At 36.9% G+C, this 26,757-nt stretch carries 28 protein-coding genes; 21 read left to right on the top strand and 7 right to left on the bottom strand.

Annotated elements, in window-relative coordinates:
• Nucleotides 1-167 precede the first annotated feature (167 nt).
• The 5 genes from HMPREF3106_RS04410 to HMPREF3106_RS04390 all read left to right on the top strand — a co-directional run bounded on the left by HMPREF3106_RS04410 (nucleotide 168) and on the right by HMPREF3106_RS04390 (nucleotide 5,410).
• Nucleotides 168-1,004, top strand: coding sequence for an ABC transporter permease (locus HMPREF3106_RS04410; protein WP_070444634.1), 837 nt, complete (start codon nucleotides 168-170; stop codon nucleotides 1,002-1,004).
• Complete coding sequence (locus tag HMPREF3106_RS04405) at nucleotides 997-1,776, top strand: ABC transporter permease (protein WP_049555265.1); 780 nt, start codon at nucleotides 997-999, stop codon at nucleotides 1,774-1,776. The genes HMPREF3106_RS04410 and HMPREF3106_RS04405 overlap by 8 nt, the downstream gene beginning before the upstream one ends.
• Nucleotides 1,777-1,786: 10 nt before the next feature.
• The gene (locus tag HMPREF3106_RS04400; RefSeq protein WP_049555264.1) at nucleotides 1,787-2,809 is read left to right on the top strand and encodes an ABC transporter ATP-binding protein; all 1,023 of its coding nucleotides are present in this window, start codon (nucleotides 1,787-1,789) and stop codon (nucleotides 2,807-2,809) included.
• A 26-nt stretch (nucleotides 2,810-2,835) separates the two neighbouring features.
• Complete coding sequence (locus tag HMPREF3106_RS04395; protein WP_049555263.1) at nucleotides 2,836-3,921, top strand: ABC transporter substrate-binding protein; 1,086 nt, start codon at nucleotides 2,836-2,838, stop codon at nucleotides 3,919-3,921.
• Between the two features lie 154 nt (nucleotides 3,922-4,075).
• Nucleotides 4,076-5,410, top strand: a complete 1,335-nt coding sequence (locus HMPREF3106_RS04390; protein ID WP_148129410.1) for an amidohydrolase — start codon at nucleotides 4,076-4,078, stop codon at nucleotides 5,408-5,410.
• 488 nt (nucleotides 5,411-5,898) lie between these two features.
• On the opposite strand, the gene HMPREF3106_RS04385 is transcribed toward HMPREF3106_RS04390, so the two are convergent.
• The 4 genes from HMPREF3106_RS04385 to HMPREF3106_RS04370 all read right to left on the bottom strand — a co-directional run bounded on the left by HMPREF3106_RS04385 (nucleotide 5,899) and on the right by HMPREF3106_RS04370 (nucleotide 8,249).
• Entirely contained in the window at nucleotides 5,899-6,459 is a 561-nt protein-coding gene (locus tag HMPREF3106_RS04385; protein WP_049555262.1) for a DUF1307 domain-containing protein, read from the bottom strand.
• A gap of 26 nt (nucleotides 6,460-6,485) precedes the next feature.
• Complete coding sequence (locus HMPREF3106_RS04380) at nucleotides 6,486-7,112, bottom strand: DUF1307 domain-containing protein (protein WP_070444632.1); 627 nt, start codon at nucleotides 7,110-7,112, stop codon at nucleotides 6,486-6,488.
• A gap of 43 nt (nucleotides 7,113-7,155) precedes the next feature.
• Nucleotides 7,156-7,722, bottom strand: coding sequence for a DUF1307 domain-containing protein (locus HMPREF3106_RS04375; RefSeq protein ID WP_049555260.1), 567 nt, complete (start codon nucleotides 7,720-7,722; stop codon nucleotides 7,156-7,158).
• An 83-nt stretch (nucleotides 7,723-7,805) separates the two neighbouring features.
• Nucleotides 7,806-8,249: a DUF1307 domain-containing protein gene (locus tag HMPREF3106_RS04370; RefSeq protein WP_049555259.1), complete on the bottom strand. Its 444-nt coding sequence runs from the start codon at nucleotides 8,247-8,249 to the stop codon at nucleotides 7,806-7,808.
• A 167-nt stretch (nucleotides 8,250-8,416) separates the two neighbouring features.
• Between HMPREF3106_RS04370 and HMPREF3106_RS04365 the strand changes: the two genes are divergently transcribed.
• The 3 genes from HMPREF3106_RS04365 (at nucleotide 8,417) to HMPREF3106_RS04355 (ending at nucleotide 12,786) form a co-directional block, all read left to right on the top strand.
• Nucleotides 8,417-9,457 (top strand): M42 family metallopeptidase, encoded by a 1,041-nt coding sequence (locus HMPREF3106_RS04365; protein WP_049555258.1) that lies wholly within the window; start codon nucleotides 8,417-8,419, stop codon nucleotides 9,455-9,457.
• A 132-nt stretch (nucleotides 9,458-9,589) separates the two neighbouring features.
• On the top strand, nucleotides 9,590-11,716 hold the full coding sequence (locus tag HMPREF3106_RS04360) for a pneumococcal-type histidine triad protein (RefSeq protein ID WP_070444630.1): 2,127 nt from the start codon (nucleotides 9,590-9,592) through the stop codon (nucleotides 11,714-11,716).
• A 170-nt stretch (nucleotides 11,717-11,886) separates the two neighbouring features.
• The gene (locus HMPREF3106_RS04355; RefSeq protein WP_049555256.1) at nucleotides 11,887-12,786 is read left to right on the top strand and encodes a magnesium transporter CorA family protein; all 900 of its coding nucleotides are present in this window, start codon (nucleotides 11,887-11,889) and stop codon (nucleotides 12,784-12,786) included.
• A 40-nt stretch (nucleotides 12,787-12,826) separates the two neighbouring features.
• Here HMPREF3106_RS04355 and rnhC read toward each other — a convergent pair whose 3' ends face one another.
• The gene (gene rnhC / locus HMPREF3106_RS04350) at nucleotides 12,827-13,741 is read right to left on the bottom strand and encodes a ribonuclease HIII (RefSeq protein WP_070438148.1); all 915 of its coding nucleotides are present in this window, start codon (nucleotides 13,739-13,741) and stop codon (nucleotides 12,827-12,829) included.
• Between the two features lie 138 nt (nucleotides 13,742-13,879).
• On the opposite strand from rnhC, the gene HMPREF3106_RS04345 reads away from it, so the two are divergent.
• From HMPREF3106_RS04345 to cbpB, 10 genes are all read left to right on the top strand, one after another.
• Nucleotides 13,880-14,236, top strand: coding sequence for a cell division protein ZapA (locus tag HMPREF3106_RS04345; protein ID WP_049555254.1), 357 nt, complete (start codon nucleotides 13,880-13,882; stop codon nucleotides 14,234-14,236).
• A 5-nt stretch (nucleotides 14,237-14,241) separates the two neighbouring features.
• Nucleotides 14,242-14,778, top strand: coding sequence for a CvpA family protein (locus tag HMPREF3106_RS04340; protein WP_070438151.1), 537 nt, complete (start codon nucleotides 14,242-14,244; stop codon nucleotides 14,776-14,778).
• A 54-nt stretch (nucleotides 14,779-14,832) separates the two neighbouring features.
• Complete coding sequence (locus HMPREF3106_RS04335; RefSeq protein ID WP_049555252.1) at nucleotides 14,833-17,190, top strand: endonuclease MutS2; 2,358 nt, start codon at nucleotides 14,833-14,835, stop codon at nucleotides 17,188-17,190.
• A 76-nt stretch (nucleotides 17,191-17,266) separates the two neighbouring features.
• Nucleotides 17,267-17,578: a thioredoxin gene (trxA, locus tag HMPREF3106_RS04330; protein WP_039849092.1), complete on the top strand. Its 312-nt coding sequence runs from the start codon at nucleotides 17,267-17,269 to the stop codon at nucleotides 17,576-17,578.
• Nucleotides 17,579-17,744: 166 nt separating this feature from the next.
• Nucleotides 17,745-18,113: a GntR family transcriptional regulator gene (locus HMPREF3106_RS04325; RefSeq protein ID WP_049555251.1), complete on the top strand. Its 369-nt coding sequence runs from the start codon at nucleotides 17,745-17,747 to the stop codon at nucleotides 18,111-18,113.
• On the top strand, nucleotides 18,110-18,961 hold the full coding sequence (locus tag HMPREF3106_RS04320; protein ID WP_070444627.1) for an ATP-binding cassette domain-containing protein: 852 nt from the start codon (nucleotides 18,110-18,112) through the stop codon (nucleotides 18,959-18,961). The genes HMPREF3106_RS04325 and HMPREF3106_RS04320 overlap by 4 nt, the downstream gene beginning before the upstream one ends.
• A 1-nt stretch (nucleotide 18,962) precedes the next feature.
• Nucleotides 18,963-19,691, top strand: a complete 729-nt coding sequence (locus tag HMPREF3106_RS04315; RefSeq protein WP_049555249.1) for a hypothetical protein — start codon at nucleotides 18,963-18,965, stop codon at nucleotides 19,689-19,691.
• Nucleotides 19,692-20,084: 393 nt separating this feature from the next.
• Nucleotides 20,085-21,533 (top strand): glutamate racemase, encoded by a 1,449-nt coding sequence (gene racE / locus HMPREF3106_RS04310; RefSeq protein ID WP_070444625.1) that lies wholly within the window; start codon nucleotides 20,085-20,087, stop codon nucleotides 21,531-21,533.
• Nucleotides 21,530-22,078, top strand: a complete 549-nt coding sequence (locus tag HMPREF3106_RS04305; RefSeq protein WP_049555247.1) for a metallophosphoesterase — start codon at nucleotides 21,530-21,532, stop codon at nucleotides 22,076-22,078. The genes racE and HMPREF3106_RS04305 overlap by 4 nt, the downstream gene beginning before the upstream one ends.
• Nucleotides 22,068-22,532: a cyclic-di-AMP-binding protein CbpB gene (cbpB, locus tag HMPREF3106_RS04300; protein WP_049555246.1), complete on the top strand. Its 465-nt coding sequence runs from the start codon at nucleotides 22,068-22,070 to the stop codon at nucleotides 22,530-22,532. Before HMPREF3106_RS04305 ends, cbpB begins: the two co-directional genes overlap by 11 nt.
• Before the next feature lie 30 nt (nucleotides 22,533-22,562).
• Here the strand turns inward: cbpB and HMPREF3106_RS04295 are convergent, their stop codons facing one another.
• A complete protein-coding gene (locus tag HMPREF3106_RS04295; RefSeq protein WP_239652367.1) occupies nucleotides 22,563-23,432 on the bottom strand; it encodes a mechanosensitive ion channel family protein in 870 nt (289 codons plus the stop codon).
• Nucleotides 23,433-23,579: 147 nt separating this feature from the next.
• Between HMPREF3106_RS04295 and HMPREF3106_RS04290 the strand changes: the two genes are divergently transcribed.
• Nucleotides 23,580-23,981 (top strand): DUF948 domain-containing protein, encoded by a 402-nt coding sequence (locus tag HMPREF3106_RS04290; protein ID WP_049555245.1) that lies wholly within the window; start codon nucleotides 23,580-23,582, stop codon nucleotides 23,979-23,981.
• A 22-nt stretch (nucleotides 23,982-24,003) separates the two neighbouring features.
• Complete coding sequence (locus HMPREF3106_RS04285) at nucleotides 24,004-24,435, top strand: YtxH domain-containing protein (protein ID WP_049555244.1); 432 nt, start codon at nucleotides 24,004-24,006, stop codon at nucleotides 24,433-24,435.
• A gap of 49 nt (nucleotides 24,436-24,484) precedes the next feature.
• Here the strand turns inward: HMPREF3106_RS04285 and HMPREF3106_RS04280 are convergent, their stop codons facing one another.
• Nucleotides 24,485-25,588: an aminopeptidase P family protein gene (locus tag HMPREF3106_RS04280; protein ID WP_049555243.1), complete on the bottom strand. Its 1,104-nt coding sequence runs from the start codon at nucleotides 25,586-25,588 to the stop codon at nucleotides 24,485-24,487.
• A 157-nt stretch (nucleotides 25,589-25,745) separates the two neighbouring features.
• Between HMPREF3106_RS04280 and ccpA the strand changes: the two genes are divergently transcribed.
• Complete coding sequence (gene ccpA / locus HMPREF3106_RS04275) at nucleotides 25,746-26,747, top strand: catabolite control protein A (protein WP_049555242.1); 1,002 nt, start codon at nucleotides 25,746-25,748, stop codon at nucleotides 26,745-26,747.
• The last annotated feature ends 10 nt before the right edge of the window (nucleotides 26,748-26,757 follow it).

Below are 26,757 nucleotides of genomic sequence, written 5' to 3'. Positions count from 1 at the left end.
CCAAATATGGTAATTACCATATTTGGTAATGGCGGGGTGAAAAGGGGTTTAAACACGAATTTAATAGAGCGTATATAAAATTTTGTTTGGATTTTTTGAAAATCGTGTTGAAAATTCTTAAAATTAGCCGTATAATATAAGTCTAAAAACGAACAAGGAGATGTGTTATGAAAAAGAACGTTCGATATACGTTGCTCTTTCCTGGGATTGTTCTATTATGCTTTTTCTTAGTCCTTCCGTTACTAAGTAGTTTGATTCCTACAGTTTTCCCAGAAAGTAGTTTTTTTTTGCAACTGTATATTGATTTTTTCAAAGATTCCTATTTTATGGCGGTGTTAGGACGTACGCTTAGTATTTCCTTGATCGTTACTATTTTTTGTGCTGTTTTGGGCTTGCCGGCAGCATACGTCATTTCTGGAGTATCGAAGAAATGGAGAGGGATTTTAATTGCATTAACGCTATTCCCACTATTAACAAACTCTGTTATTCGAAGCTTTGCATGGATTACGATTCTTGGTAAAAACGGAGTTATTAATAATCTACTTATGATGTTTGGAGTGATTAACGAGCCATTGTCACTCTTATATACAGACTTCTCGATTATTATCGGTTCGGTTTATTTATTCTTACCGACGATGATTATGACACTGGTGGGAGTTCTAGAAAATATTGATGATGACCTATTAGAAGCGGCGGCAACGCTTGGGTTAAGTCCTTTAAAAGGATTCTTCAAGATTATTTTGCCATTGTCGCTACCAGGGATGATTGTCGGAAGTATTCTCGTGTTTACAGGGACACTTACCGCATATACAACTCCACAATTATTAGGTGGAAATAAAAAGATGATGTTAGCGACATTACTTTACCAACGCGCGACAACGCTTGGTGATTGGACAAGTGCGAGTGTGATTGCACTTGTGATGATTGTGATTACATTTGCCGTGATGAAGGCATTGAATCTCTTAGCGAAATCGATGGATAAGCGAGGTGGAGACATTGCGTAAAAATAAATTACTCACAATGATTGCGACTATTGTCTTCTTATTCCTATTCTTACCACTCGTGATTATCGTGATTACTTCATTTGGGACAGAAGCGATTATTACCTTCCCGATTAAAGGATTTACCATCGACTGGTATATTATGGCGCTCACTTCAAAAGCTTTCATGTCGAGCTTACAACTCAGCTTACTAGTGGGCGTTGTAGCCACACTCCTTGCATTAGTGATTGGTGTGCCTGCAGCGTACGTATTATCCAGAGACCACTTTAAAGGGAAGAAATTAATGAAGGATTTCTTCTTATCGCCAACAATGATTCCAGGGATTGTCGTAGGGTATTCCCTCTATCAAATGATTGTTTTGAGTTTTAAATTCCCAATTCTACCGGGATTACTGATTGGGCACTTCCTCATTAGTATCCCATATGTGATTCGTGTCGTTGGCTCTAGTATGGAACAAGTTGATGTGTCGATGGAAGAGGCCGCTTGGACGCTTGGTTGTACGAAGAAGAGAGCTTTTGCAACGGTGCTCTTACCAAATATCACTTCAGGAATTTTCGCGGCGTTCATGCTTTCGTTCGTGAACTCATTTAACAACGTTCCAGTATCGATGTTCTTATCTGGTCCAGGAGTGACCATGCTTCCAACGACTTTATTAAGTTATATGGAATTTAACTACGATCCATCTGTTTCAGCATTATCGGTGATTTTAATGTTTGTAACGATGGGGATTATGATTGCGATTGAAAAAACGTTGGGCTTAGCTTCCATTTCATAAGGAGAAAGATATGTCATTTGTAAAATTAACAGATGTAAATATGATTTACGATAATAAACATCATATTTTAAAAGATTTGAATTTATCGATTGAAAAGGGGGAATTGGTTTCCTTACTCGGTCCGAGTGGTTGTGGGAAAACGACGACGCTTCGTATTGTAGCGGGACTCCTTAGTCAAAATAGCGGAACCTTTGAATTAGAGGGTGAGGATATGACAAAAGTGCCTGTCCACCATCGACAATTCGGGATGGTATTCCAAAGCTACGCATTATTCCCCCATTTAACAGTGGCTGAAAATGTTGCGTTCGGATTGAAAGTGAGAAAAGAAAGTAAAGCAGTGATTGATGAGAAAGTCGCTAAAATGCTTGAAGTGTGCGGCTTGGCTGAACTTGGAAATCGCTATCCAAAACAACTGTCAGGGGGACAAAGACAACGTGTGGCACTAGCCAGAGCACTGGTCATTGAACCAAAACTCTTATTACTAGACGAACCGTTAAGTAACTTGGATGCAAAACTTAGACTTCAAATACGTCTAGAAATCAAACGCATCCAGCAACAATTCAAGATTACGACTTTATTCGTAACGCACGACCAAGAGGAATGTTTCTCAATCTCGGATAAGGTAGCGGTCATGAATAATGGGATTATCGAACAATACGGTACACCTGAAGAAATCTATCAACATCCAACGACGGAGTTCGTCGCTCGTTTTATTGGATTTGAAAACTTCATCAAAGGAATAGTTCAAGAAAATCACACCGTTCAATTATCGAATGGACTCGTTCTAGAAACGAGGGAACATACCAAGGAAGGAGATGTGAAGATAACGATTCGCCCAGACCATATCGAAGTCTTAAACGAGGGCGATGGAGTTCTTCCAGGTGAAATTTTAGTAAGAACCTTCATCGGAAAAGCGTATCAGTATGAAGTGAAAACAGAAGTGGGAGTTCTTCTTGTGAACAATCCATCCGTTTTAGAAGTCGGAACGAAAGTCTCTCTGGCGTTCCCTAAAGATCATGTTATTGTGTTATAAAATAAAAATTTAAGGAGTGTACACACATGAAAAAATCAATTGCAGGACTTGCGGTAGCATCGTTATTAGTATTAGCAGGGTGTGGAAATAGCCAAGCAAATTTACCAAAGAATGAGGCAACAACAACAGGAGGAGAGGCTTCAAAAGGAGCTTCTACAGAATTAGTTGTTTCAACATTTGGATTAAGCCAAGATATTGTAGAGCGTGACATTATCAAACCTTTTGAAGAAGCGAATGGTGTTAAAGTGACTTTAGAAGTCGGTAATGCTTCCGAACGTTTAACAAAAGTTCAAAGTGGTGGAAGTAACATTGACGTTATCGAGTTATCTCAATCAGGTTCTACAAAAGGAACAACAGAAGGATTATTTGAAACGGTGACTGAAAAAGAAATTCCAAATCTTGCTTTATTAACAGATGGGGCTAAAGAAGTGTTCCAAAACGGTGGAGGAATTCCGTTCTCTATTAACAGTATTGCAATTGTTTACGATAAAGAAAAACTTGGTCGTGAAATTAAAGATTGGAGCGACTTATGGTCAGAAGATTTGAAAGGCAAAGTGGCAATCCCTGATATTACAACAACCGGAGGCCCATTATTCTTATCTGTTGCGGCCGATAAAGGCGGAAAAGCCCTTAAAGATGATAAAGGGGAAGCTGCTTTCAAAGCACTTGAAGAATTGAAACCAAATATTGTTAAAACATATTCTAAATCCAGTGACTTAGCAAATATGTTCCAAGCAGGGGAAGTAACAGTTGCAGTTGTTGTAGACTTTGCCATTCCTACTGTGAAAAAAGCAAACTCGAATGTTGTATCTGTCGTTCCTGAATCTGGAACGTATGCAAACTACAATACAGTGAATATCGTAAAAAATGCGAAAAACAAAGAAAATGCGTATAAATATGTAAATTTCCGTATTAGCACTGAAAACCAAACAGTGAAAGCTAAATCATTGAGTGAAGCTCCTGTTAATAAAGATGTAAAATTAGCAGATAACGAAGTAAAAACAATGACTTATGGTGACGTTGCAAAACGTGCGAAAACAGTTGATTTCAAACTTGTAAATGAAAACCTTAAAGCTTGGATTGACCAATGGAATAAAATCCTAAACCAATAGAATATTGAATTTTATTTAAGGACATATCAGAAACGAAATAGATGAAGCCGCTAGACGAATGTTAGACTAGTGGCTTTCTTCTACATCCTAGTTTTGATTGTTCTTATAATGGGATTCAATTAGAATAAAGAAGACAGGAAAGGGAGTGGCAGTTTTGAGAATCGGTTATAAAAACGCATGGATTTTAACGATGGATGATGCCTTTACAGAATATCGAAGTGGGTACTTAGTGATGGAGGGGCACTTAATTGTTGAAGTAGGTGCGATGGATCAATTTGAGGAGAAGAAGGCAGATGATTGGATAGATGCACAGGGTGGAATCCTGCTTCCGGGGTTCGTGAATGCTCATACACATTGCGGGATGATTCCGTTTCGTTCATTAGGAGACGATTGCCCAGACCGCCTCAGACGCTTCCTATTTCCATTAGAGCAAGAAGTGGTTGACGAACCGTTAATTGCAAAAAGCACGGCCTATGCGATTGCGGAGATGCAGCTAGCAGGCGTAACTGCGATGTGTGATATGTATTATTTTGAAGATGCAGTTGCCAAAGTTGCCAAAGACATGAAGATGCGTTCTCTCGTAGGTGAAACGATTATCAATATGAAGACGCCCGATAGCAGGAATACTGATGATGCCCTAGCGTATACTCAAGCATTTGTTGACAAGTGGAAAGGGGACGAACTCGTTCAGCCATTAATTGCCCCCCATGCTCCGAATACAAATACCGAAGAAGTGATGAGAGCGATTCTCGAGTTTGCCAAAGAAAACCAAGTTCCTATTACGCTTCATGTCTCTGAGATGACGTACGAGATGGATTATTTCCGTAAAACTTATAGCCAAACACCAATTGAATTTTTAGAGTCGCTTGGATTTTTCGAAGTGCCGGTTATCTTAGCTCATGGAATTCTGATGACGGAATCAGATGTCGAAATTCTGGCGAACTATCCAACCGTCAGCGTCGTTCATTGCATCGGCGCCAATACGAAGTCTGCAAAAGGAGTCGCACCAATTCGCAGTTTACTAGACCATGGAGTGACGGTTGGACTAGGAACGGACGGCCCAAGTAGCGGTAATACGCTGGATTTATTCACTCAAATGCGAATGGTAGCTAATTTCCATAAAACGCATCTGAAGGATCGTAGCGCGTTCCCTGCAAAAGAAATCGTGGCTTTGGCGACAAGAGGTGGGGCAAAAGCTCTAGGACTCGATGAGGAAGTGGGCACGCTTGAAGCAGGCAAAAAAGCAGATGTGGTGCTTGTTGAAACGTCCTCAGTGAATATGTTTCCTGTGTATGATGCGTATGCAGCCTTGGTGTATTCTGCCAATGCATCCAATGTCCAAGATGTTTGGATAGACGGAAAAAGAGTCGTTTATAACAAGAAGCTAGTGAACGTAAGTCTAGAAGCACTTAAAAGAGAGTTGAGGGTGGAAATGGCAACGTTTGAAGAGCGTGCTGTCGAACTATCGAACCAATTATCATTCAAATAAAGTAAGTATGAAGAATATCTATCTTATGTATAAAAACAAGGATTACCTTGGTTTCTATAATAACAACAATAGCGAGTGTAATCGATGCGAATTAGCTGGAGTTAGGAATTTATTCCATACTCCTGCTTTGAGGCTCGATAGGATTGAGACCTTGGCCCAATCCGATACAGCTATTGTCGTTATTATGAAGATAACCAAAGGTAATCTAAGTTTTTATTGTACTACATAAAATAATCTTCGTACTTTTTTATTGTGATAGTTTATAAAGAGCTAATACTGCTTCTACGTTCGCTGAGAAGGAAGGGAAGAGGATGACATTACCAAATAGGGTGATTTTGTATCATTTTTGATACGTATCATAAATGATACAAAAGAAGATGTAACAAAAATGTGACGTCACATTTTTGTTACATCGTAAATTTTAGACAAGAACACAGCACCAAGGACATTCAAGGAATGTCTTTGGTGCTGTGTTTATTGGGTTGAGGTTATTTTTTTACATATCCATTTTTTTCTAATTTTTTAACAGCTTCACTATAATATAGTGGATCATTTTTTGGTGGATATTTCTTTGGATTACGTTTGTTTAGTTCTACAAAGTCCATTGTATTATAGTCAAACGTGTTTTTACGGGTATATACCCCGTCCTTAAATTCAAGCGTTCCTTCGATTCCCTTAACACCTTTTGTTTCGTCAAAAGCTTTTTGGATGGTTACTTTAAATTGTTCTGGATCTTGACCCATTTCTTTTGGATTATAAACATAAGTACCTTCTTGTTTATAAACAACGTCATCTTTGTAGTAGTACTTCAATGTAACAGTAACACCAGGCTCTTTGTATTCGTAAGTTGCTTCGCCTGTTTGATTGCTTTTAGCAGATTGAGTGGTCGTCGCTTTTGTAGTTGCAGCTTGAGTAGTAGGTGCTTGTGTAGTTGCTTGAGCAACGGTTGTTTGGGCTGAAGTTTCATCAACTTTCTTTTCTCCACTTTGACATGCTGCAAGAGCAACAGCAGTCGATAACAATGCAATAACTTTATAAGTCTTTTTCATGATTTTCTCCTTAAACATCGATTTTATTATTTTTGTTGGAAACCAGCTTCTAAAAGCACTTTTTTCATGGTTTCGAAGCTCGTAGAATATTCATTCAGTTTAAATTTAGGATCAATTTCTTTTAGTTTAGTAACATCAATTTTTGTATAATCCATATCAAAAGATTGAATTAGTTTTTCACCTTCACTTTCAAGCGAAACGATGAATCCTTCTATGTTTTTGAATTGTTCCTTCGCAATTTTATAAGTTGCTTCAACCGTTTCTTTTTGTGCCTTAGCAATGATTTCTTTTGTTTCCTCTGTTATGCCAGGTAATGATGTAAAGTCAAAGATATTCTTAGAAATCTGTCTAGTCACTTGATCGCCTTTATGATAAATGATCATAGTTGTAATGCTTCCTGGAAGAGAGATTTCGAATACAGCTTGTTCTTCCTTGGCGTTGGGATTGTCTGTTTGTGCAACGGTTGTTGGCGCGGTAGTCGTAGGAGAAGCCGTTGTTGTCTGCGTCGTTGTTTGCGCGACAGTGGTTTGAGCTTGCGTCGTTTGGACTACCGTTGTGGGATCCTTTTCTTCGGAATCTTTATTTTGTCCACAAGCAACCAGAAAGAAACCACATGTGGCAAGAAGAGCCAATTGTTTGGTACGTGTATTCATATTAATTTCCTTTCAAAACGATTCCTTCGAGGATCAAGTAAGACTATTGAACTTCTTTGAATCCTTCTTTAACTAGGAAGTTTTTAGTAACTTCATAGCTTACTGTATTATCATCTTTTGGTTTAAAGCTTGGAACGAGTTCTTTTAATTTAGCAAAGTCTGTTTTTGAATAGTCGACTGTAAAGTTTTGAATGACTTTACCATCTTTGACTTCAACTGATGAAGAGATTCCTTCTACGCCTTTATAAGCTGCAAAAGCTGTCTCGAGTTGTGTTTTGATTTGTTCTTCAGTAGCTTTAGTTTCCATTTCTTTTACGTTGTAAACATTCTCAGTCGTTTGTTTTACAAGAACGTCACCTTTAGAGTACATGATTACACGAGAAGTTACGCCCTTATCAGACTGTTCTAACACTGTTTTCTTTTCACCTTCAGTTGCTGCAGTAGTTGTAGCTACCGTAGTTGTTGTTGGAGCGGTTGTTGTAGCAGTAGTAGTTGTTTCTTTTGTGGTAGATGATGTAGTAGTGGTTGTACTATTATCTTTTTGACCACAACCAGCTAATACTAAACCTGTAGTAAATAAAATGGCTAATACTTTCGTTTTTTTGTTCATGATCTTTTCCTCACTTTTCTTGTTTTAATTATAGGAAAACCGGACGAAGAGTATATTCTTCCCCCGGTTTTATGAATATCCTTTTATTTCTTTTCTTTGTATCCAGCTTGTAATAAAGATTCTTTAGAAGCTTTAAAGCTGATTTTATCGCCGTCTCCAGCGAATTCTTGAGGGAATGCTTTTCTTAACTCAGAAACTTTAGCTTTAGTGTAATCCACTGTTAAAGTTTGAATAAGAGTACCATCTTTAGATTCAATACTAGCAGTAACGCCATCAACAGCTGTATATTTATTATTTACTCCTTCGATTTGTTTTTTAGCGTCTTCTTCAGTTACGCCTAATTTCTTTAAATCATAAGTATTTGTAGCAGTTTGTTTTGTTACTAAATCGTTATTATAGTAATAAGTTAAAACTGAAGTTACTCCGTTTTGATTTAATTCAAATGAAGATGATTCTTCTTTACCGCATCCTAGTAATACGAATAGTGCTGCGAAAAACACAGCGATTAATTTCAAGGTTTTTTTCATGAAATTCATCCTTTCAATTTGTAATATACTTGTATTATAAAACTAAAGATTCTATTATGCAAGAAATTTTGTAAAATTCTTGGGATTATCTAAAGAGAAGCATGTTCATTAGTTAGATTTTATAGGGATATGCTATACTTAATCTATCGTGAAATGGAGGAAAGAAAATGAATCAAACAATCGATTTCTTAAAAGAATTAGTAGCCATTCCATCTCCAACAGGGTACACAAAAGATGTTCAAGATTATTTAATTGAAGTGTTAACGGATATGGGATACCAACCAAAACGTACAGCGAAAGGGCTTGTCATTGTAACTGTAGAAGGAGCAAACGATAAAGAGCAGCGCGCAATTACGGCTCATATCGATACGCTTGGAGCGATTGTAAGAGCAGTGAAACCAGACGGACGTTTGAAGTTGGATCGTATTGGTGGTTTTGCTTGGAATATGATTGAAGGAGAAAATTGTACCGTTCATATTGCCTCAAACGGAAATACGGTTTCAGGAACGATTTTATTGCATCAAACGAGTGTTCATGTATATAAAGAAGCCGGAACGGTCGAACGGAGTCAAGATAATATGGAAGTTCGATTAGATGAGAAAGTCACTAATGAAAAAGAGACGCGAGCTTTAGGAATCGAAGTGGGAGATTTTGTTTCTTTTGATCCACGATTTGTTGTCACACCAACCGGATTTGTTAAAAGTCGATTCTTAGATGATAAGGTTAGTGCAGCAATTTTACTTACCTTATTGAAGAAATATAAAAAAGAGGGAATTACCTTACCGGTAACGACTCACTTTATGTTTAGCTGTATTGAAGAAACGGGGACTGGAGCTAACAGTAGTATTCCTTCTGAAGTGGTTGAGTTTCTTGCAGTGGATATGGGAGCGATGGGGGACGACCAACAAACCGATGAATATACGGTTTCGATTTGTGTCAAAGATGGGTCTGGACCTTATAACTATGATTTCCGTCAACAGTTAGTCAGTCTTTGCAAGGAACAAGAGATTCCGTTTAAACTAGATATTTATCCTTATTATGGAAGTGATGCTTCTGCAGCGATGCGAGCTGGGGCAGAAGTAAAACATGCACTGCTAGGAGCAGGAATTGAATCGAGTCACTCTTATGAAAGAACGCATATCGATTCTATTGAAGCCACAGAGTCCTTAGTGGATGCTTACTTATTAAGTGATTTAATCGAAGAATAACCGTAACCCTTCCCATAGATTTGTGGGAAGGTTTTTTTGCTTAAAAATTTGGAATATCTTTATTGACAGCACTCCCCCTCAAATAGTATACTCTAAAACGTAAAACTTACGATTTAAGAAAGTGGGAGATGAATGAATAAAAAAGAGAAGGTATTTCTAGGTGGAGCAGTTGCCTTAGGGCTTGTCTTCGCTTCAGGAATGATTTTAGCCAATCAACAAAGTCAAGTGAATCAAGTAGCAGAAAGTACGGTTGAACAAACGACGATTTCTCCTGAGCAGATGGCGAAGTATGAACAAGCTGCAAAGGAAATTAAAGAGAATAAACCTAAAACAATTGTGGGAGAAGTTTTTGAAAATGGGTATCTAAAGAAACATGGAGACCATTACCATTTTGTGTTTGGGACTCCACCTTCTGATGCGATTTATGAGCAAAAGAAACAAATTAGCCAAAACAACCATTCAGATGATGATTATGTCTTTAATCCAAAAGATATTGTGAGTGAAAATGAATTAGGGTTTGTGGTGAGACACGGTGATCACTATCACTTTATTTATCGTTCACAACTGGCAAATGCTCAAACCGTTACTAGAGAAGATGAAACGGGGAAAAAGAGGACTTGTAAATTACTCCGAATTCCTCATGGGGATCATTTCCATGATGTACTAGACTGTGGGGATGGAAGTACCAATTATACTTTTGACGATGAACCTACGTCTCATCGTGGAGGAGGAACGAGTGGGACAGTTGCTGCTGCCTCTACTCCTTCAAGACAACATCAAAATAGTACGGCTACAACACCTACCGTTCAAACGTCTACAACAGATATGACGACACCAGGAGATAAAGAATTAACTTTGCAATCTCCTGAAATTCAAAAATATTTGGATTATATTACGTATGCATATGGTGTAGAAAGAGATAGTATCAAATTCGAATCAGTTACCAATGATCAAGGTGAATATATTGGAAAAGTATTTGCCTTTCAAAATATGGAGCAAGGGCAAGATAAAAATCATATCCATCCTTGGGTCATTCCATTGAAACGATTTGAAGTACCAAATTCTGATCCATCGATCCCTGCTGAAGTGAGACTTTCACAGGAAATTGATTTGATTGCAAGACGTATGGGGATTTCTCGTACAGCGATCCGCATTGTCAATGGACGTTTTGATATTCCACACGGTGACCATAGTCATTCAATGAATATCGTGAATAAAGATGGGATTGAAGCTTACGAAAAAAATAAATTGCCTGGAATCGTTCCACCATTTGTGGCAGGGGATTTAAATGAAGAAGAAGTGTTTCAAAAAATTGACGAGGTGAAAACTCGCACCCAAGAGAAATACAAAGATGATCCAGTTGCTTTAAATCGAATTTTAGTGGCTTTAAGTGAATATAAAGAGCAAGTGCAACAAAAAGGGAATTCAACGGAAGGCTTTGTTAAAGGACTAGAAAACTTTGAAAAGAAAGTCGTGAATAAAGAACAAGATGTTGAAAATTCGGTAACACCGCAAGAGCAAAAGATGAATGCAACTCATGAAGAAACAATTCGTAAGATTAGTGAGTTATCATTGAAAGACTACGGAGTTACTGCGGATGAGCTAAGAGATTTAGCTACAAAAGCAAGAGAAAGTGGAAAAGAAGCGCAAGTGAATGCAATTGCTTCATTAATTCAAGCATTACGGGATGCTAACGATCGCATTAGTATTGAAGGGATGCGCTATTTATACTTCCTTACACAACACGTACTAGACCAAGAATTACCATCTGCTTTAAGAGAAGAAGTGGCTAGCCTCATCAAACGATATATGGGATCTCGCTTGAACTTTGGAACGACAGCCGTTGAAGCGCTCATTATTGAATCTTATCGTACTAAATTAGCGATTAAAGAAGCGCACAAGAATTTTAATGGTAAAGTTGAAGGAACAATTGGTAAGAATCTAAAAGAGATTATGACACCGGCTTCTGCTGATGAGTTAAGTATTTTAGAGGAAGCAAAAGACTTCTCTGAAGGCACTTTAGATGAAGCAGATAAAGATAATAGTATTCCAAAGAGCTCTATTTTAGACAAAAAAGTAGAGGAAAAATCTACTGAAGCTACAACAGTGTCATCAAGCACTTCAGAGACAACATCTACTTCTACGCAGGAGAGTACCGAGGAAAAGAGCACTAGTGCTTCTGAAACACAAGCTACAACCTCTCAAGAAGTTACAACAGAAGCTCCTAGTGAGACGACGAGTGAACCAACGCAAAAATAGTGGGAAAAGAATAAGGAAATTGGGAATCAATCTCTTAATTTAAAAGGAAGAAAATATGAATGAAAAGCATGTCAAATGGTCTATTTTGGAACGTTGACATGCTTTCCTTTTAGTCAAAAAAAGAAATTATGTTATACTAATACAGCATTCTATACGAAGGAGGGGTTTAAATGAGCGTAATGCACTTTGGAGATAATACTTGGATTAACATCAATTCAGATTTGATTAGTGAATACTCATCCATTTATGATACGTATGAAATTGATGATGAAATGATTGAATATGCACTGGATAAAAATGAGCGAGCACATATGGAATACAACCGTCGAACGAAAACGCTGGTTGTTATTTATAATGTATTAAACTTGTCTAAAGAAGAGAACCACTATGAAACGATTCCGTTAACATTCATTGTTCGTCAAAATCAAATTGTTACGATTTCAAATAGTCAAAATGAATACATTATCGATGCGATTGTAGAAGAGTTGGAAGAGAATCTTCATTGGAATGTGTTTAATCTTTTACTGCATAGCCTTTTTGTCATTTCGGAGCATTACTTCCCAGTAATTGAAAAATTAAATAAAGAACAGCAAAATATTAGCAAACTCCTTCGAAAGAAAACGACTAAGAATAATTTATTTGCACTTTCTGATTTGGAAATTGGTGGAATGTATTTAGTATCTGCCACTAAGCAAAATGCTGTTGTATTAGAGCAATTGAAAACGCAACAAGCCTTTAAAGAATTCGATGATTTTGAAAGAGAGCAATTGGAAGACAATATTATCGAGGCAAAACAATTAGTTGAGATGACAGATTTACATCTTCAAATTTTAAGACAAATTTCCGGAACGTATAATAATGTTTTGAATAATAATTTGAATGATACGATGAAATTTTTAACAGTTATTTCTATATTGATGACGATTCCAGATATTGTCACGGGATTTTTTGGAATGAACGTTCAAATTCCTTTGACGGAACTACGATATGGATGGGCCATTATTCTCTTCATCATTGCACTCGGTTGGATGGGCGCACTTAAAGTGATTCAAAAACTATTGAAAGATTAAAAAAGAGCAACTTCCCTGGTTTGAGGAAGTTGCTCTTTCATTATTTCATTCGTTTTGCTTTTTCGGTATTGGCGAAGTGGAGTTTTGCGACTTTACGTAAAGTATCCATTCCGTTGTGCTTTAGAATTTTTGCAGCAATTTGGTCCACATTGCTTCCAGCACCACTTGGTAGTTTATACCCGAATTCTGTACTTAATGAGTCTAAACCATCCAGGAAAGCGCATCTAGCAATCATTGACGCCGCCGCTACAGCGATATGATGGCTTTCGCCTTTTGTAATAAAGTACGTTTTATTTTTATCGACTAAAGGCTGTCCTTTTAAATAACGATAATATAATTCTGGTTTACAAAATTGATCAATTAAATACCCTTCAGGTGATTCTGGCATTATTTTTTCACTTAAGAGACGTAAGGCTTGGTTATGAAGAAGAGTCTTCATTTCATTTAAGTTTTTGACTTGTTGAACCTCATTGTATTTTTCAGGCCAAAGCGTCAATAATTTATACGGAATGACTTCTTTAATTTTAGGAACGAGAGCTCGGATTTGTTCATCCGTTAAATCTTTAGAGTCTTTCACTCCCATTTTTTTAAGAAGAGGGATATTTTCTTTTGAAACGTAAGCACTAGCAACCGTTAAAGGACCAAAGTAAGCTCCGTTTCCAACTTCATCGCTTCCCATTACGCTCCAAGAAGAAAAATCCTTTGGAAGAGAAGGCGTGTCTTTTGATTTCTCTTTAGATGTCTTTATTGACGATTCTAGCTGATTCTTTTGAATAAACGTTTCAATGCCTTTCCCTTGGAATAGCACTTTACCAGATTGATAGGCAGTAATCGTTAACCCGTCAATCTTCAACCTTAAAACGGCGTGTGGAGGAGGGGACTCTACATATGAAGGATATTTTGCTTCTAATGCGGAAACCTGTTCGGGTGATAGTGTTAATGTTAATGAATTCATAGTAATCCTCCTTGTTCTTTTTAAGAATACCATGAGAACATTTATTCGTCTACTCCTTCAAAAAGAGGATTATTCGTGTTTTTTTGCTCAGAAAATGGTAAAATAAGGTGATATTATGAGGAATGGAGATGATCTATTGTGAAACAACCGAAATCAAGAGTTAAAGCAGTCATTGCCGGCAAATCCTATACGATTATTGGGAAAAAGTCTCAACAAGAAATGCAAAGTATTGTGAGAGTCTTACAAGAGCAATTAGATCAAATCACCCGAGTATCAGACAAATTATCGAATGAAGAAGTAGCACTCCTTGCAGCGATTAACGCTATTTCAAATCAATTCGAAAAACAAGAAGAAGTCGTCGCATTGAAGAAGCGAGTAGAGCAGTTAGAAAAAGAAGTGCAAAATGCGCATCATAAGCGACCTTCCATTGACTCAAAAAGAAAACAAGAATTAGAAAAACAATTTGAATTACAACAAGATTTGTTGAGAAGGTAGGGTTTATGATTACATTAATCATTTTATTTTATTTAATCGTTGGAATCTATACGGGTGCCCGTAGAGGATTAACATTACAATTAGTTTATATTGCGGGTTACTTTATTACCTTTTTAGTGGCATTATTTACGCATGAAAAACTAGCTAAATTTTTATCGGTATTTATTCCGTATCCGTCCTATGTTCCCGGAAATCAATTAGCGATTTTCTCTGAAGAACAAGCAATGAATTTAGACCACTCATTTTATAGATTGATTTCATTTTTAGTGATTATGATTTTAGGTTGGTTAGTGGTTCGTTTCTTAGGATATATTGCGAGTGAATTAACATTTTTACCATTATTAAAACAATTTAATACAATCAGTGGTGCTGCATTAGGATTCCTTATGAACTATCTATTTATTTATTTTGTTCTTTACGCGATTGCGATGATCCCACTGGCTCCAGCACAAAAAATGATTGAAGGCGGACTGCCAAACTTTATTATTACCAAAACTCCAATTGTGACACAAATTGTTTCAAGTTGGTTATTACCTAAATAAAAACGAGAGCGTGGAACAGATTTGTTCCACGTTTTTTAAGAAAGAAGGACTGTTATGAATTCGAAAATCGAAAAGGTTTTAGAATTTGATAAAATTAGAGCCCAATTAGCTGAATATGCAACCTCTGAAAAAGGAAAACAAATGATTAAAGAACTTCCAATAGAGGTGGAAGAAAAGGCGATTCAACATAAAATTGAAGAAACAGCAGATGGAGTTGAGCTTCTTCGCTTAAAACAAGGGATTCCGATTCCACGGTTGAAAGATATTAGTTTCGCCTTGAAACGATTGGAATTAGAAGCGGGATTAAATGGGCGCGAATTAAGTGATATTTTACGTGTGTTAACGACAACGCATGAAGTAGAACGTTTCTTTGAAAAAGTTGAAGAAGAAGAGATTGCATTAAAACGTATCCCCCGACTAGTTGAAAAATTAGAAAGTATTCCTGATGTGACTAAGGAGCTAGAAGCATCGATTCGAGAAGATGGATATGTATTAGATAGTGCGTCTCCTACTTTGCATGGAATTCGAGTAGGCATTCAGAAAACGGAACAAGAAATTCGTCGCCAAATGGATCAATACCTTACAGGAAAGAATGCCCAGTATTTAAGTGATACGATTATCACCATTCGTAATGACCGTTATGTACTTCCAGTAAAAGCAGAATATAAATCTGTATTTGGAGGTACTGTACATGACCAAAGTGCAACGGGACAGACTCTGTTTATGGAGCCTCAAGCAGTTGTTAATTTGAATAATAAATTACGAGAATATCAAGTCCAAGAAAAGCGTGAAGTCGAACGCATTTTATGGGAACTTTCTCAAAAACTCATGCCATACACGAATTCATTGCATCAAAATCATTATGTATTAGCACGATTAGACGTAGTGAATGCAAAGGCTCTATATGCTAATGAAATAAAGGCAACAGAACCTATTATTGACCGTCAGAATCATGTGGCACTTTGGAAAGCATGGCACCCATTATTAGACCGTGAGAAGGCTGTCGCAAACGATATTATTCTTGGAGAAGAGTATCAAGCGATTGTCATTACAGGGCCGAATACAGGGGGGAAAACAATCCTCTTGAAGACGGTTGGAGTCATTCAATTAATGGCACAGATGGGACTCTATATTCCTGCGGGTGAAAATAGCCGTGTAGGAATCTTTACCGAGATTTTTGCAGATATCGGGGATGAGCAATCGATTGAACAAAACTTATCAACGTTCTCATCTCATATGTCCAATATTGTTTCTATTTTGAAGCAAATCAATAATAAGAGCTTGCTTTTAATCGACGAAATTGGATCAGGGACAGACCCCCAAGAAGGCTCGTCTCTTGCGATTGCGATTCTTGATTATATTGCAAGTAAGCAAAGTTATGTGATTGCTTCGACTCACTATCCAGAGTTGAAAGCATACGGGTATGACCGCCCTAAAACCATTAATGCGAGTATGGAGTTTGATGGAGATACTCTTCAGCCAACGTACCAACTCCTACTTGGAGTACCAGGGCGTAGTAATGCCTTTGATATTTCAAAACGTCTTGGGTTACCATCTATCATTATCGACCAAGCGCGTGGGCTTCTTTCTGAGGAAGACCAAGACTTGAATGCGATGATTAGTGACCTTGAGCAAAAACGTCGCCGTGCGCAGCGTGATGCCGATAAGATGCGTCATCAATTAGAGTTAAGTACACAGTTATTAGAAGATTTGCAAAAGGAAACTGAACTGTTTAAAGCAAATAAAGCAAGACTTCTGGAAGAAGCTAAAGAGCGTGCAAATTCTTTAATTGAACAAAGTAAGGATGATGCGGATAAAATCTTGTCAGAAATCCGTGAATTACAACTGAGAAGTAAACAAAGTACGGTTAAAGAACATGAAATGATTGAGAAAAAGACAGCTTTAACAGACTTGAAACATGAGCAAGCCTTGAAGAAGAATAAGGTGCTTCGCAAAGAAAAAGCGAAGAAGGCGCTGCAAGTCGGACAAAGTGTCGAAGTTCTTTCATTTGGACAACGCGGAACTCTTGTTGAAAAAGTCAGTGACGAGGAATGGGTTGTTCAAATGGGGATTATCAAGATGAAGATTGCTATAGAAGACTTAGCCCCAATTGCCGAAACGCAAGAAGCTAAACAACAAGTGATTGTGAAAAGTGCTAGAAGTAGTCATGTCTCTTCAGAATTAGACTTACGTGGAAAACGATACGAAGAAGCGATGAAAGATCTTGATTTATATATTGATGCGGCTATTTTAGCTAATTATCCACGTGTAACCATTATTCATGGACGCGGAACAGGCGCGATTCAACAAGGTGTTCATAAAACACTTCGAAGCCACCGCTCTGTTGCTAGTTTTGAATTTGCACCAATGAATACAGGTGGAAATGGGGCAACGATTGTTACTTTCAAATAATCTATGAGCAGAAAAGTTGGTCGAGTGAATCGGGATTGCTATACTGGTCTTATAGAAAAAGGAAAGGATGATTTGAATGGTAAAATCATTAACAGATAAAAACTTTGTAGAAGAAACTAAAGACGGAGTAGTTTTAGTAGACTTTTGGGCTACATGGTGTGGACCATGTCGTATGCAAGGTCCAGTTATTGACCAATTAGACGAGGAAATGGGAGACAAAGTTACATTCACTAAAGTGGATGTGGACGAAAACCCTGAAACCGCTCGTGCTTTTGGAATTATGAGCATCCCAACTTTATTAATCAAAAAAGATGGAGAAGTGGTTAATAAAGTAGTTGGCTACCATGCTAAAGAACAATTAGAAGAATTGTTAGCACAATATTTATAAAATCATATTTTTAATGGAGTGATGAAGCAAGGAGAATCCTTGTTTTATCACTCTTTTTTATTTTCAAAATTTTTTTTAAAAAAGTGTTGACAAAATAGTTTTTTAGTTTTATAGTTAATTACACAAGTAACTAACCAACAAACATAAAACTTAAAGGAGGTGCGTTATGAAATTTGATTTTCAAAGTGATATCCCGTTATTTCAACAAGTAGCCAATCAACTAGAAGAAGAAATCTTCCATGAAATCTACAAAGAAGGAGATCAAGTACCGTCGACAACTGAGATTTCCACAGGGTATCAAATCAATCCAGCAACCGTATTGAAAGGAATGAACTTACTCGTGAGCGAACAAGTATTAGAAAAAAGAAGAGGTCTTGGAACGTTTGTAGCAGAAGGGGCAAGAAAAATTATTGTAAGTAAAAAGCAAAATGAATTTGCGAATCAGATGGTCCCAAATTTTTTAAAAGAAGCGCAAGCACTAGGAATTACAAAAGAAGAATTAGTTAAAATTATCGAAGGAGGGTTCCTAAAATGACAATCCAAGTGAAAGGATTAAGAAAGAAGTATTTCAATAAAGAAGCTGTAAAAGGGGTCGATTTTACGATTGAACCTGAGAGTATTATTGGCCTATTAGGTCGAAATGGAGCTGGAAAGAGTACGGTTTTAAATATGATTGCTCGCCGTATCGAAAAGACAAGCGGAGACATCACTCTTGATGGCGTGGATCTTCATAAAACTCCAAGGGCGATGCATCAAGTGTACTTATCGAGTACAGAAAATTGGTTCCCAAAAGAATATAAATTTAAAGATTTATTATCTATTTATAAAAGAACTTATCCGGAATTCGACAGTGAGTTTGCAGAAGATTTAATTAAAGTCTTTGGAGTCAATGTGAAAGAAAGATTTTCAAAAGCCTCTACTGGATATCAAAGCATTATGAAAATTATCCTAGCGCTTTGTAATCCTAGTGAGTACATCTTTATGGATGAACCAGTACTAGGTTTAGATGCGAATCATCGTCATATTTTTAACAAAAAATTACTGGAAGCTTATGCAAGAAATCCACGGACATTTGTCATTGCAACGCATTTAATCGAAGAAGTTGCTTCAATTCTTGAAAAAGTCATCGTTATTAAAGATGGTGTGGTTACAGAGGAAGTGATGGTGGAAGAGGTCCTTGGAAAAGGATATGTTGTTAGAGGTGCTACAAGCCTAGTTCAAGAATTTGTCGCAGATAAGAATGTACAAGAAACCGAACAAATTGGAAATATCACTCGTGCAGTAGTGATTGGGAAAAAAGGGGAGACTCCTCAAGGATTAGATTTTTCACCATTAACATTGCAAGATTACTTTATTTCAATTACTCGAAAGGAGAATGAATAAGATGGACCGTTTATTATCAGTTGTTAGCATGGGACTAGTGAAAAGATGGAAATCGATTTTAATCTTTTTAGGAATTTGGTGGGTTTTCGCAGGCCTATTCATGAAAATTTTTGCAAATGGAGATTTTACTTCATTTGGAGTTTATTTCCCAATTTATTTTGATAATGAAGTCGGACTCATTATTTTAATCATTGGAATTGCTTATATCATTGAACAATTCCGCCTAGAAAGCCAACTAGGATTAACGAGAAATGAACAAATTCAAAGTCTCTTTATTCAAACAATTGTTGATTCACTCATTTTAACGTTTATCTTTAGCATATTGTTACCATTTAGAGAAGGAATCACGGTATTCAATACGATCAAAATTGAATCAAGGTTAAGCACTTTGTATAATCCTGAAAATCTATTTTTAAGTATTGCAGCTTTTTTTGCACAAGTATTATTGATTCATCTGATTGCAAATGTGATTGGGATTGTCATGAATAAAATGCCATTAAAAACAGGACTATTCGCACTTGGGGGAGTTACTTTATTAATGGGTATTATAATCAGTGGAGTGAGTCATCAAGGGAAGGAATTACCAGATTTTGTTAAATTTATCATTCAACTAGGAAAATCTATCAATGAACACCCTGGCTGGGCCATTTCAATAACTTTCTTAGTAGTGATCGTTCTCTTAATATTAGTGACTAGAAAACATCAAAGTAAAGATCCAAACGTAGCATAAAAAACGAGAACTTCTGCACAGCAGGAGTTCTTTTTGTTTAGTGCGGAGGTTTCTCCCCTTTCTTTTTAGTCACCTGGTCGTATTGCAAAACGTTATGAGCATCATTGTTTGAATGAAAAGGTCGGAGGAGTCAAACGGAGGGCCTATCGGATTCTATAGTGTGAGTAATAGCTCAGTAGGTGAGAGACCACGGCTCGAACCGCTACAGCTATTACAAACACTATGAAGATATCCGATAAAGGCACGCAGTGTAGACCCTTCAAAGCCTTTTCATTCAAACACCGAAGGGTCTTCTCTTTGATTAACTTTTTCATAATACGAACCACTTTTGAATCAGCCAGGTTTGAACTATGGTATACTATAGAAGACAAAAGATAGAGAGGTTGGCAAAATATGAAAAGACCAATTGGATTTATTGATTCAGGAGTGGGAGGCTTAACGGTTCTCAAAGAGGCGTTAAAACAATTACCAAACGAATCAATGATCTTCTTAGGAGATTCCGCTCGTTGCCCATATGGGACAAGACCGAAAGAGGAGATTCGCCAATATACGTTGGAAATAGTGCAATTTTTACTGCAAAAGAATATAAAAATGCTGGTTATTGCCTGTAACACGGCCACAGCAGTCGTTTTAGAGGAATTACAACAAACTTTAGAGATTCCGGTAGTGGGAGTGATTCAACCAGGAAGTTTGGCAGCCATCAAGCAAACATCTAATGACCGAATCGGAGTATTGGGGACGAATGCTACGATTTCAAGTAAAGTGTATCCAAAAACAATGCATGACAAGAATAAGAACATTCAAGTATTTGATATTGCTTGTCCAAACTTTGTTCCCCTTGTCGAAAATAATCAATCGGACACGCCTGAAGCTTGGGAGATTGTAAATGAAACCCTCAAACCATTAGAAGGCACCAATGTAGATACAGTGATTTTGGGTTGTACACATTATCCTCTTTTAAGAAAAACGATTCAAAAAGTCGTAGGAGATCAAGTTTCCTTAATTGATTCAGGTGCAGAAACTGTATCAAGTGTGAGTGCTCTTTTAGATTATTGCAAACTCAGCGAAACTCCTGAAACGAATCCAAATCCTACTTTAGAAATTTATACAACGGGAGATGCAACTCTTTTTGAAGAGATTGCGGAAAATTGGCTCCACAGAAAGGGTTTAGAGGTGAAGACGGTGACTTTAGAGGAAAAATTAACGCCTATCCAACTTGGAAAAGAAATTGTTATTGCAACGAATAATGTTGGAAAAGCAAAAGAATTTGCCAAAATTTTTGAACCAAAAGGCTATAAGGTTAAAACCTTAAAAGATTTCCCAGAATTAGATGAAGTTGAGGAAACTGGAACGACTTTTGAGGAAAATGCGAGACTGAAAGCAGAGACGATTGCGAATGCTTTACAAACAATTGTTTTGGCTGATGATTCAGGACTTTGTGTAGATGCTCTAGAAGGACTTCCTGGAGTTTATTCAGCAAGATTTGCAGGAGAAGAAAAGAATGATGCGGCTAATAATGCCAAACTGTTATCTGAACTAGGTGGGCTTAAAGGAAAGGAAAGGGCAGCTCATTTCACATGTTGTTTAGTTTTAGCGGCGCCGTTTAAAGAATCCCTTGTGGTACAGGCAGAATGTCACGGAGAAATTGCCACATTACCATCAGGAGACAGTGGATTTGGTTATGATCCATTATTTTTAGTGCCAGAGTATCAACAAACATTTGCGGAACTCGGAATGGATATCAAAAATAAAATTAGCCACCGTGCAAAAGCGATTGAATTACTGGTTGAAAAATGGGAACATTGGACAAACTCTTTAGGAGCTGTGGAGGAAACAGAATGAAAATAGTCATTGTCAGTGATAATCATGGTCAAGAGTTGACGCTTCGGAAAATTTTTGATCATTTTTCTGGAGAAAAAGTAACTTTTGTTCATACAGGGGATTCTGAGTTTCCCTATAAGGATGAATTATTATCTCATTGTGTAAGAGTCACAGGGAATTGTGATTATGATATGGAGTATCCTGAGTTTGAGGTTTTTGAAGTAGAAGGGATTACGTTCTTTGTCACTCATGGGCATCATCAATATGTAAATGCTGGGAGAGAGTATTTAGCAAACATGGCTAAAGAAAAAGGAGCTAGTATTGCTTTGTACGGGCACACTCATAAGCTAAATGCAGAGACTGTTGATGGAGTTTTATGTATTAATTCAGGATCGACAAATTTTCCAAGAGGGACTTATTCAGGAACTGCGAGTTATGCTGTATTAGAGATTTTATCAAAAGAACAAATTCGTTTAACGTATTATACGACGAAGCATGAAGTATTAGATGATTTAGTTTTAAACTATACTTGGAGCCCTGAAGGAGGTTATACACTTGATTCATAAGAGAATACAAGAATTATTATTGGAAAATCGAGAGCAGCTCTTTATTGATGCTGAGAATGTAGCGATTCTACAAGAAGACCATACATTAGAGCATGCCATGTTAGTTCTTACGAATGTACGATATTCTTTAATCCCCGTTTTGAATAAAGAAAATCAAATTGTAGGCTTAGTATCTTTAGCGATGATTTTGCAAAAGATTACTGGAGTCGAACAAATTCATATGAATCAACTCAGTAAGTATAAAGTTCGTGATGTCATGAAGACGGAGTTTCCAACGATTTTCGTTGATACAGATATGGAAGATGTATTGAGGGATTTGGTGGATCAAAGTTTTATTTGTATTACGAATGAAAACCAAGAATTTTTAGGGATCGTAACCAGAAAAGAAGTGTTGAAACGCATTAATTTCATGGTTCATGAATTAACTAGAGAATTTGATTTAGTTGAAAAATAAAAAGAGAAGGCGAAAATTTTTCGCCTTCTTTTATTTTGTCAGATAGGGAATCGTTGGAGTCGAAAGGTCGATTCCTTTTTTTAATAATGCTTCTTGATATAAGGTTAAGTATTTTTGATAAGTGGCATGTTGCAATCCATTCTTCGTCATGATAGAAATCGTGAAGACAAATTGTCCAGTTGGTTTGGTTTGAGGGCCCACAATATTTGGTGCAGAAGCTAGAGCCTCATCCGATTTAGCATATCGAGTATTCACGGCTTCAATGGTTTCATAGACCGTTTTTAAATCAACATTACTATTGAGTGGAAGTTCGATTAAAGCTCTCATATTTCCTCGAGATTGGTTGCTAACGACGGTAATGTTGCGATTGGGAATGTAATGCAGGGTTCCATCATATCCTCGAACTTGGGTTGTACGAACGCCAACGCTTGCAATCGTCCCAGAAATAGAATTAATTAAAACCGCATCTCCTACTTCAAATTGACGTTCCATTAAGATAAATAATCCATTGATGACATCTGATAAGAAACCTTGTGCTCCTAGACCTAAAGCAACCCCAGCGATTCCGGCACCTGCTAGTAAACTAGAAATTGGGACTCCGATAATCGAAAGAATCCAATAAATCAAAATGAAATATAAGAAATAATCCAACATATTCTCTAATAATTTAAGAATGGTTTTCTTGCGACTTTCCGATTGAGTAGAGACTCTCATAGAAGAGAGAATGGTTTTCTTAAAGAGAAAATGGGCTAGTTTTTTTCCTAAATAAAATAGTAAAAATAAAATGACTAGTGAGAGTAGTTTAGTAAAAAGATTAGATAAAATAGATTCCCATTCAATCCCATTCCAATAATTGATAAAGAAATTAGAGATGGAATCGAACCATAAAAATACACGCATAATAAGTCTTCCTTTAAATTTGAATACAATTAGTGTAGCATACAAAAAAAACGAATGAAAGAGATTCATTTTACAAAGAATTTGATGGTAATTTTAAAGGGATAGTGTTATGATTGAATCATACTAGAAGATTGGAGGAATGGCTCAATGACAGGTATTGAGATTGCTGCATTAATAGCTGCATGTGCTTTATTAGCCTTAGTAGTTTTTGTGATTGTCAAAGTATCACCGATTTTATCAAAATTAAATAAAACCGTTGAGAACATGAATCATTCATTAGAGATTATTACTAAAGATGTAGACAGCCTCTCAATTGAAGTAGAGGGGTTATTAAATAAAGCCAATGTATTGGTGGACGATATCAATGGCAAATTAAAAGCCACTGATCCATTATTTACTGCAGCTGGAGATTTAGGTGTGACAATTTCAGATGTGAATGCATCTTCACGAAATCTAGCAACAAAAGCAGTAAAACTTTCTAAAACGAGTCGTGTAGCTACGGCAGTTAACTTCGGAAGAGCATTTTTTTCCAAAAAGAAAAAAATATAATTAATGAAATGGAGTGTTGAACATGAGTAAAAAATGCGGATTTTTATTAGGAGCATTAATCGGGGGAACAGCAGCAGCAGTAACTGCATTGCTATTTGCACCAAAATCAGGAAAAGAATTACGTGAAGATTTAGCAAAAGAAGCTGATCGTTATAAAGAACAATTGTCAGAATATGGTGAAATTGCCTTAGCAAAAGGAGCAGAATTCACTGAAGTTGCCAAAGCTTCAACTCAAGATATTCGTATTAACTTACAAGAACAAGCTTCTCATCTAAAAGAACAAGTTTCTAAACATACTGAAAACTTAAAAGACCAATTCAACGAAACAGTTGATAAAGTAAAAGAAAACTTCTCTAAACAAAAAGAAGAGTCAGCTGAAGTGGTTGCTGAATTAGCAGAAGATGTAAAAGAAAAAGCTCAAGATGTGAAAGAAGAAGCTAAAAAAGAAGCATAATAATGCATCCTTAAAAAGGCTGGGAAATTCCCCAGCCTTTTTTGTTTGTCTAAAAATCATATTTTACTTTAGTGAAGAGTTTTGAACCATTTTCGGTAACAGCTAAACAGTCTTCGATACGAACACCGAAGTCACCTGAAATATAAACACCCGGTTCTACAGAGAAACACATACCTTCAACGAGTTCCATATCATTTCCTTCCATGATTGAAGGAAATTCATGTACGCTTTGGCCAATCCCGTGTCCAAGGCGATGGATGAAATATTCACCGTATCCTGCTTCTGTAATAATATCGCGAGCAATTTTATCGATTTGGCTTGCTTTCATCCCTGGTTTTATAGCTGCAATGGCTGTGTCATGCGCTTTTTGTACAATATCATAGATTTCTTGATGACGTGGATCCTTGTCCTGGCTATTTCCAAAGAAGACGGTACGTGTAATGTCACTTGCGTACCCATCTACCATTGTACCAAGGTCAAATAGAACCCATTCATTTTCTTTAAGGGTGCGGTCTCCAGGTTCACCGTGAGGATCTGCCGCGTGATCTCCAAAGAGCACCATGGTATCAAAGCTCATCTGAGAGACGCCGAGTTTTTTCATTTCAAATTCGATGATGGCTACCACTTCACGTTCGCTGATGCCTACCTTTAAGGCGTTCTTCCCGATTTCAATCGCTTTGTCAGCAAAGGTTCCAGAGTAGACCAATTTTTCAACGGCTTCTTGATCTTTTACAAGACGAAGGTGTTGAACGATTGGCGTTAAATCTACAGAAAAATGAACATCCTTAAAATGCTTTTGAACTTGTTCTGCGGCATAAAGAGAGAAGTCCACTTTTTCTACAGCGAAATTTGGCTCTGCAGGGAAGTGTTCTTTAATCGCATCTGATAGGAGCTTCCATCCATCTTCATGATCGTGATAGCTTTTCACGATAAAATCTGGTTCCGCTTTTTGAGCCACTTGATGCTCCAATGCGGGGACAAATAATAGTGGGGTAGCGCTTGGTGAGTATACAAGAGCCACAATCCGCTCATGAGGATCTGTTGAAAAATTCGTTAAAAGACGAATGGTTTCAGGATTTTGGATTAGAGCAATCGGATTGTTTTGTTTTGATAATTCAGTTTCTAGTTGTTTGAAAGTAGGGTTTAAATTCATATAAATCATCTCCTTAAAACTATTGTAGCATACTTATTATATCAAGAATGTAAATAGTTTCAAAAAGTTTTTGAAAATTTTCGTTAAACGCTTGCATTAATTTTATGAAAGTGCTACCCTAATGATAGATGAAAAGATGCACAAAGGAGATTTGTAGATGGAAAAGCAAACAATTACGATTTATGATGTTGCGCGTGAAGCGAACGTATCCATGGCTACAGTATCGCGTGTTGTTAATGGAAATCCAAACGTTAAACCAGCAACTCGTAAGAGAGTTTTAGATGTAATTGACGAATTGGATTATCGTCCAAATGCCGTTGCGCGTGGGTTAGCGAGTAAAAAAACAACGACTGTGGGAGTTATTATTCCTGATGTTACAAACCTTTATTTTGCTAGTTTAGCTCGTGGGATTGATGACATTGCTACAATGTATAAATATAACATCATTTTAGCAAACTCAGACCAAAATAATCATAAAGAAATTCAAGTGTTAAATACTTTGTTCTCTAAACAAGTAGATGGAATTTTATACATGGGAAACCATCTAACACCTGAATTACGTGCTGAAATTGTTCGTTCAAAAACACCGATTGTGTTAGCGGGAACAATGGATGCAGAACATGAAATTGCTTCAGTAAATATCGATTTCAATGAAGCGACAAGAGAAGTAGTGGAAACTTTAATTGAAAATGGACATAAGAAAATTGCTTTTGTCACTGCTGCAATGAAAAATGTAGCTTCAGTTGATTTCCGTTTAGAAGGATATAAAGCTGCTTTAGAAAAAGCAGGACTTAAATTTGACGAAAAATTAGTTTACGAAGTTCCTCTAACCTATCATGCAGGGGAGTCTGTAGCTGAACGCATCCACAAAGCAGGTGCGACTGCTGCGGTGGTAACTGATGATGAAACTTCAGTAGGATTATTAAACGGATTAATCGATTTAGGCGTTAAAGTTCCTGAAAAATTTGAATTGGTTTCAAGCAACAATTCTAAATTAACGAAAATGACTCGTCCAATTCTTTCAACGATTGCACCTCCTTTATATGATATTGGTGCCGTTGCAATGCGTCTTTTAACAAAGATTATGAATAAAGAAGAAATCGTAGAGTCTGAAATCACTTTACCATACAAGATTGAATGGAGAAATACTACTAAATAAGTAGTCTAAA

This window comes from Granulicatella sp. HMSC31F03 (assembly GCF_001807725.1).
Lineage (GTDB): Bacteria > Bacillota > Bacilli > Lactobacillales > Aerococcaceae > Granulicatella > Granulicatella adiacens.
This window is presented reverse-complemented; position numbering and strand designations above follow the sequence as displayed.

Bases quoted from the DNA above. Each gene is read 5' to 3' on its own strand.
- HMPREF3106_RS04410 (WP_070444634.1), top strand. From the start codon at position 168: ATGAAAAAGAACGTTCGATATACGTTGCTCTTTCCTGGGATTGTTCTA.
- HMPREF3106_RS04400 (WP_049555264.1), top strand. From the start codon at position 1,787: ATGTCATTTGTAAAATTAACAGATGTAAATATGATTTACGATAATAAA.
- HMPREF3106_RS04395 (WP_049555263.1), top strand. From the start codon at position 2,836: ATGAAAAAATCAATTGCAGGACTTGCGGTAGCATCGTTATTAGTATTA.
- HMPREF3106_RS04385 (WP_049555262.1), bottom strand. From the start codon at position 6,459: ATGAAAAAGACTTATAAAGTTATTGCATTGTTATCGACTGCTGTTGCT.
- HMPREF3106_RS04380 (WP_070444632.1), bottom strand. From the start codon at position 7,112: ATGAATACACGTACCAAACAATTGGCTCTTCTTGCCACATGTGGTTTC.
- HMPREF3106_RS04375 (WP_049555260.1), bottom strand. From the start codon at position 7,722: ATGAACAAAAAAACGAAAGTATTAGCCATTTTATTTACTACAGGTTTA.
- HMPREF3106_RS04370 (WP_049555259.1), bottom strand. From the start codon at position 8,249: ATGAAAAAAACCTTGAAATTAATCGCTGTGTTTTTCGCAGCACTATTC.
- HMPREF3106_RS04365 (WP_049555258.1), top strand. From the start codon at position 8,417: ATGAATCAAACAATCGATTTCTTAAAAGAATTAGTAGCCATTCCATCT.
- HMPREF3106_RS04360 (WP_070444630.1), top strand. From the start codon at position 9,590: ATGAATAAAAAAGAGAAGGTATTTCTAGGTGGAGCAGTTGCCTTAGGG.
- HMPREF3106_RS04355 (WP_049555256.1), top strand. From the start codon at position 11,887: ATGAGCGTAATGCACTTTGGAGATAATACTTGGATTAACATCAATTCA.
- rnhC (WP_070438148.1), bottom strand. From the start codon at position 13,741: ATGAATTCATTAACATTAACACTATCACCCGAACAGGTTTCCGCATTA.
- HMPREF3106_RS04340 (WP_070438151.1), top strand. From the start codon at position 14,242: ATGATTACATTAATCATTTTATTTTATTTAATCGTTGGAATCTATACG.
- HMPREF3106_RS04335 (WP_049555252.1), top strand. From the start codon at position 14,833: ATGAATTCGAAAATCGAAAAGGTTTTAGAATTTGATAAAATTAGAGCC.
- trxA (WP_039849092.1), top strand. From the start codon at position 17,267: ATGGTAAAATCATTAACAGATAAAAACTTTGTAGAAGAAACTAAAGAC.
- HMPREF3106_RS04325 (WP_049555251.1), top strand. From the start codon at position 17,745: ATGAAATTTGATTTTCAAAGTGATATCCCGTTATTTCAACAAGTAGCC.
- HMPREF3106_RS04320 (WP_070444627.1), top strand. From the start codon at position 18,110: ATGACAATCCAAGTGAAAGGATTAAGAAAGAAGTATTTCAATAAAGAA.
- HMPREF3106_RS04315 (WP_049555249.1), top strand. From the start codon at position 18,963: ATGGACCGTTTATTATCAGTTGTTAGCATGGGACTAGTGAAAAGATGG.
- racE (WP_070444625.1), top strand. From the start codon at position 20,085: ATGAAAAGACCAATTGGATTTATTGATTCAGGAGTGGGAGGCTTAACG.
- HMPREF3106_RS04305 (WP_049555247.1), top strand. From the start codon at position 21,530: ATGAAAATAGTCATTGTCAGTGATAATCATGGTCAAGAGTTGACGCTT.
- HMPREF3106_RS04295 (WP_239652367.1), bottom strand. From the start codon at position 23,432: ATGCGTGTATTTTTATGGTTCGATTCCATCTCTAATTTCTTTATCAAT.
- HMPREF3106_RS04290 (WP_049555245.1), top strand. From the start codon at position 23,580: ATGACAGGTATTGAGATTGCTGCATTAATAGCTGCATGTGCTTTATTA.
- HMPREF3106_RS04285 (WP_049555244.1), top strand. From the start codon at position 24,004: ATGAGTAAAAAATGCGGATTTTTATTAGGAGCATTAATCGGGGGAACA.
- HMPREF3106_RS04280 (WP_049555243.1), bottom strand. From the start codon at position 25,588: ATGAATTTAAACCCTACTTTCAAACAACTAGAAACTGAATTATCAAAA.
- ccpA (WP_049555242.1), top strand. From the start codon at position 25,746: ATGGAAAAGCAAACAATTACGATTTATGATGTTGCGCGTGAAGCGAAC.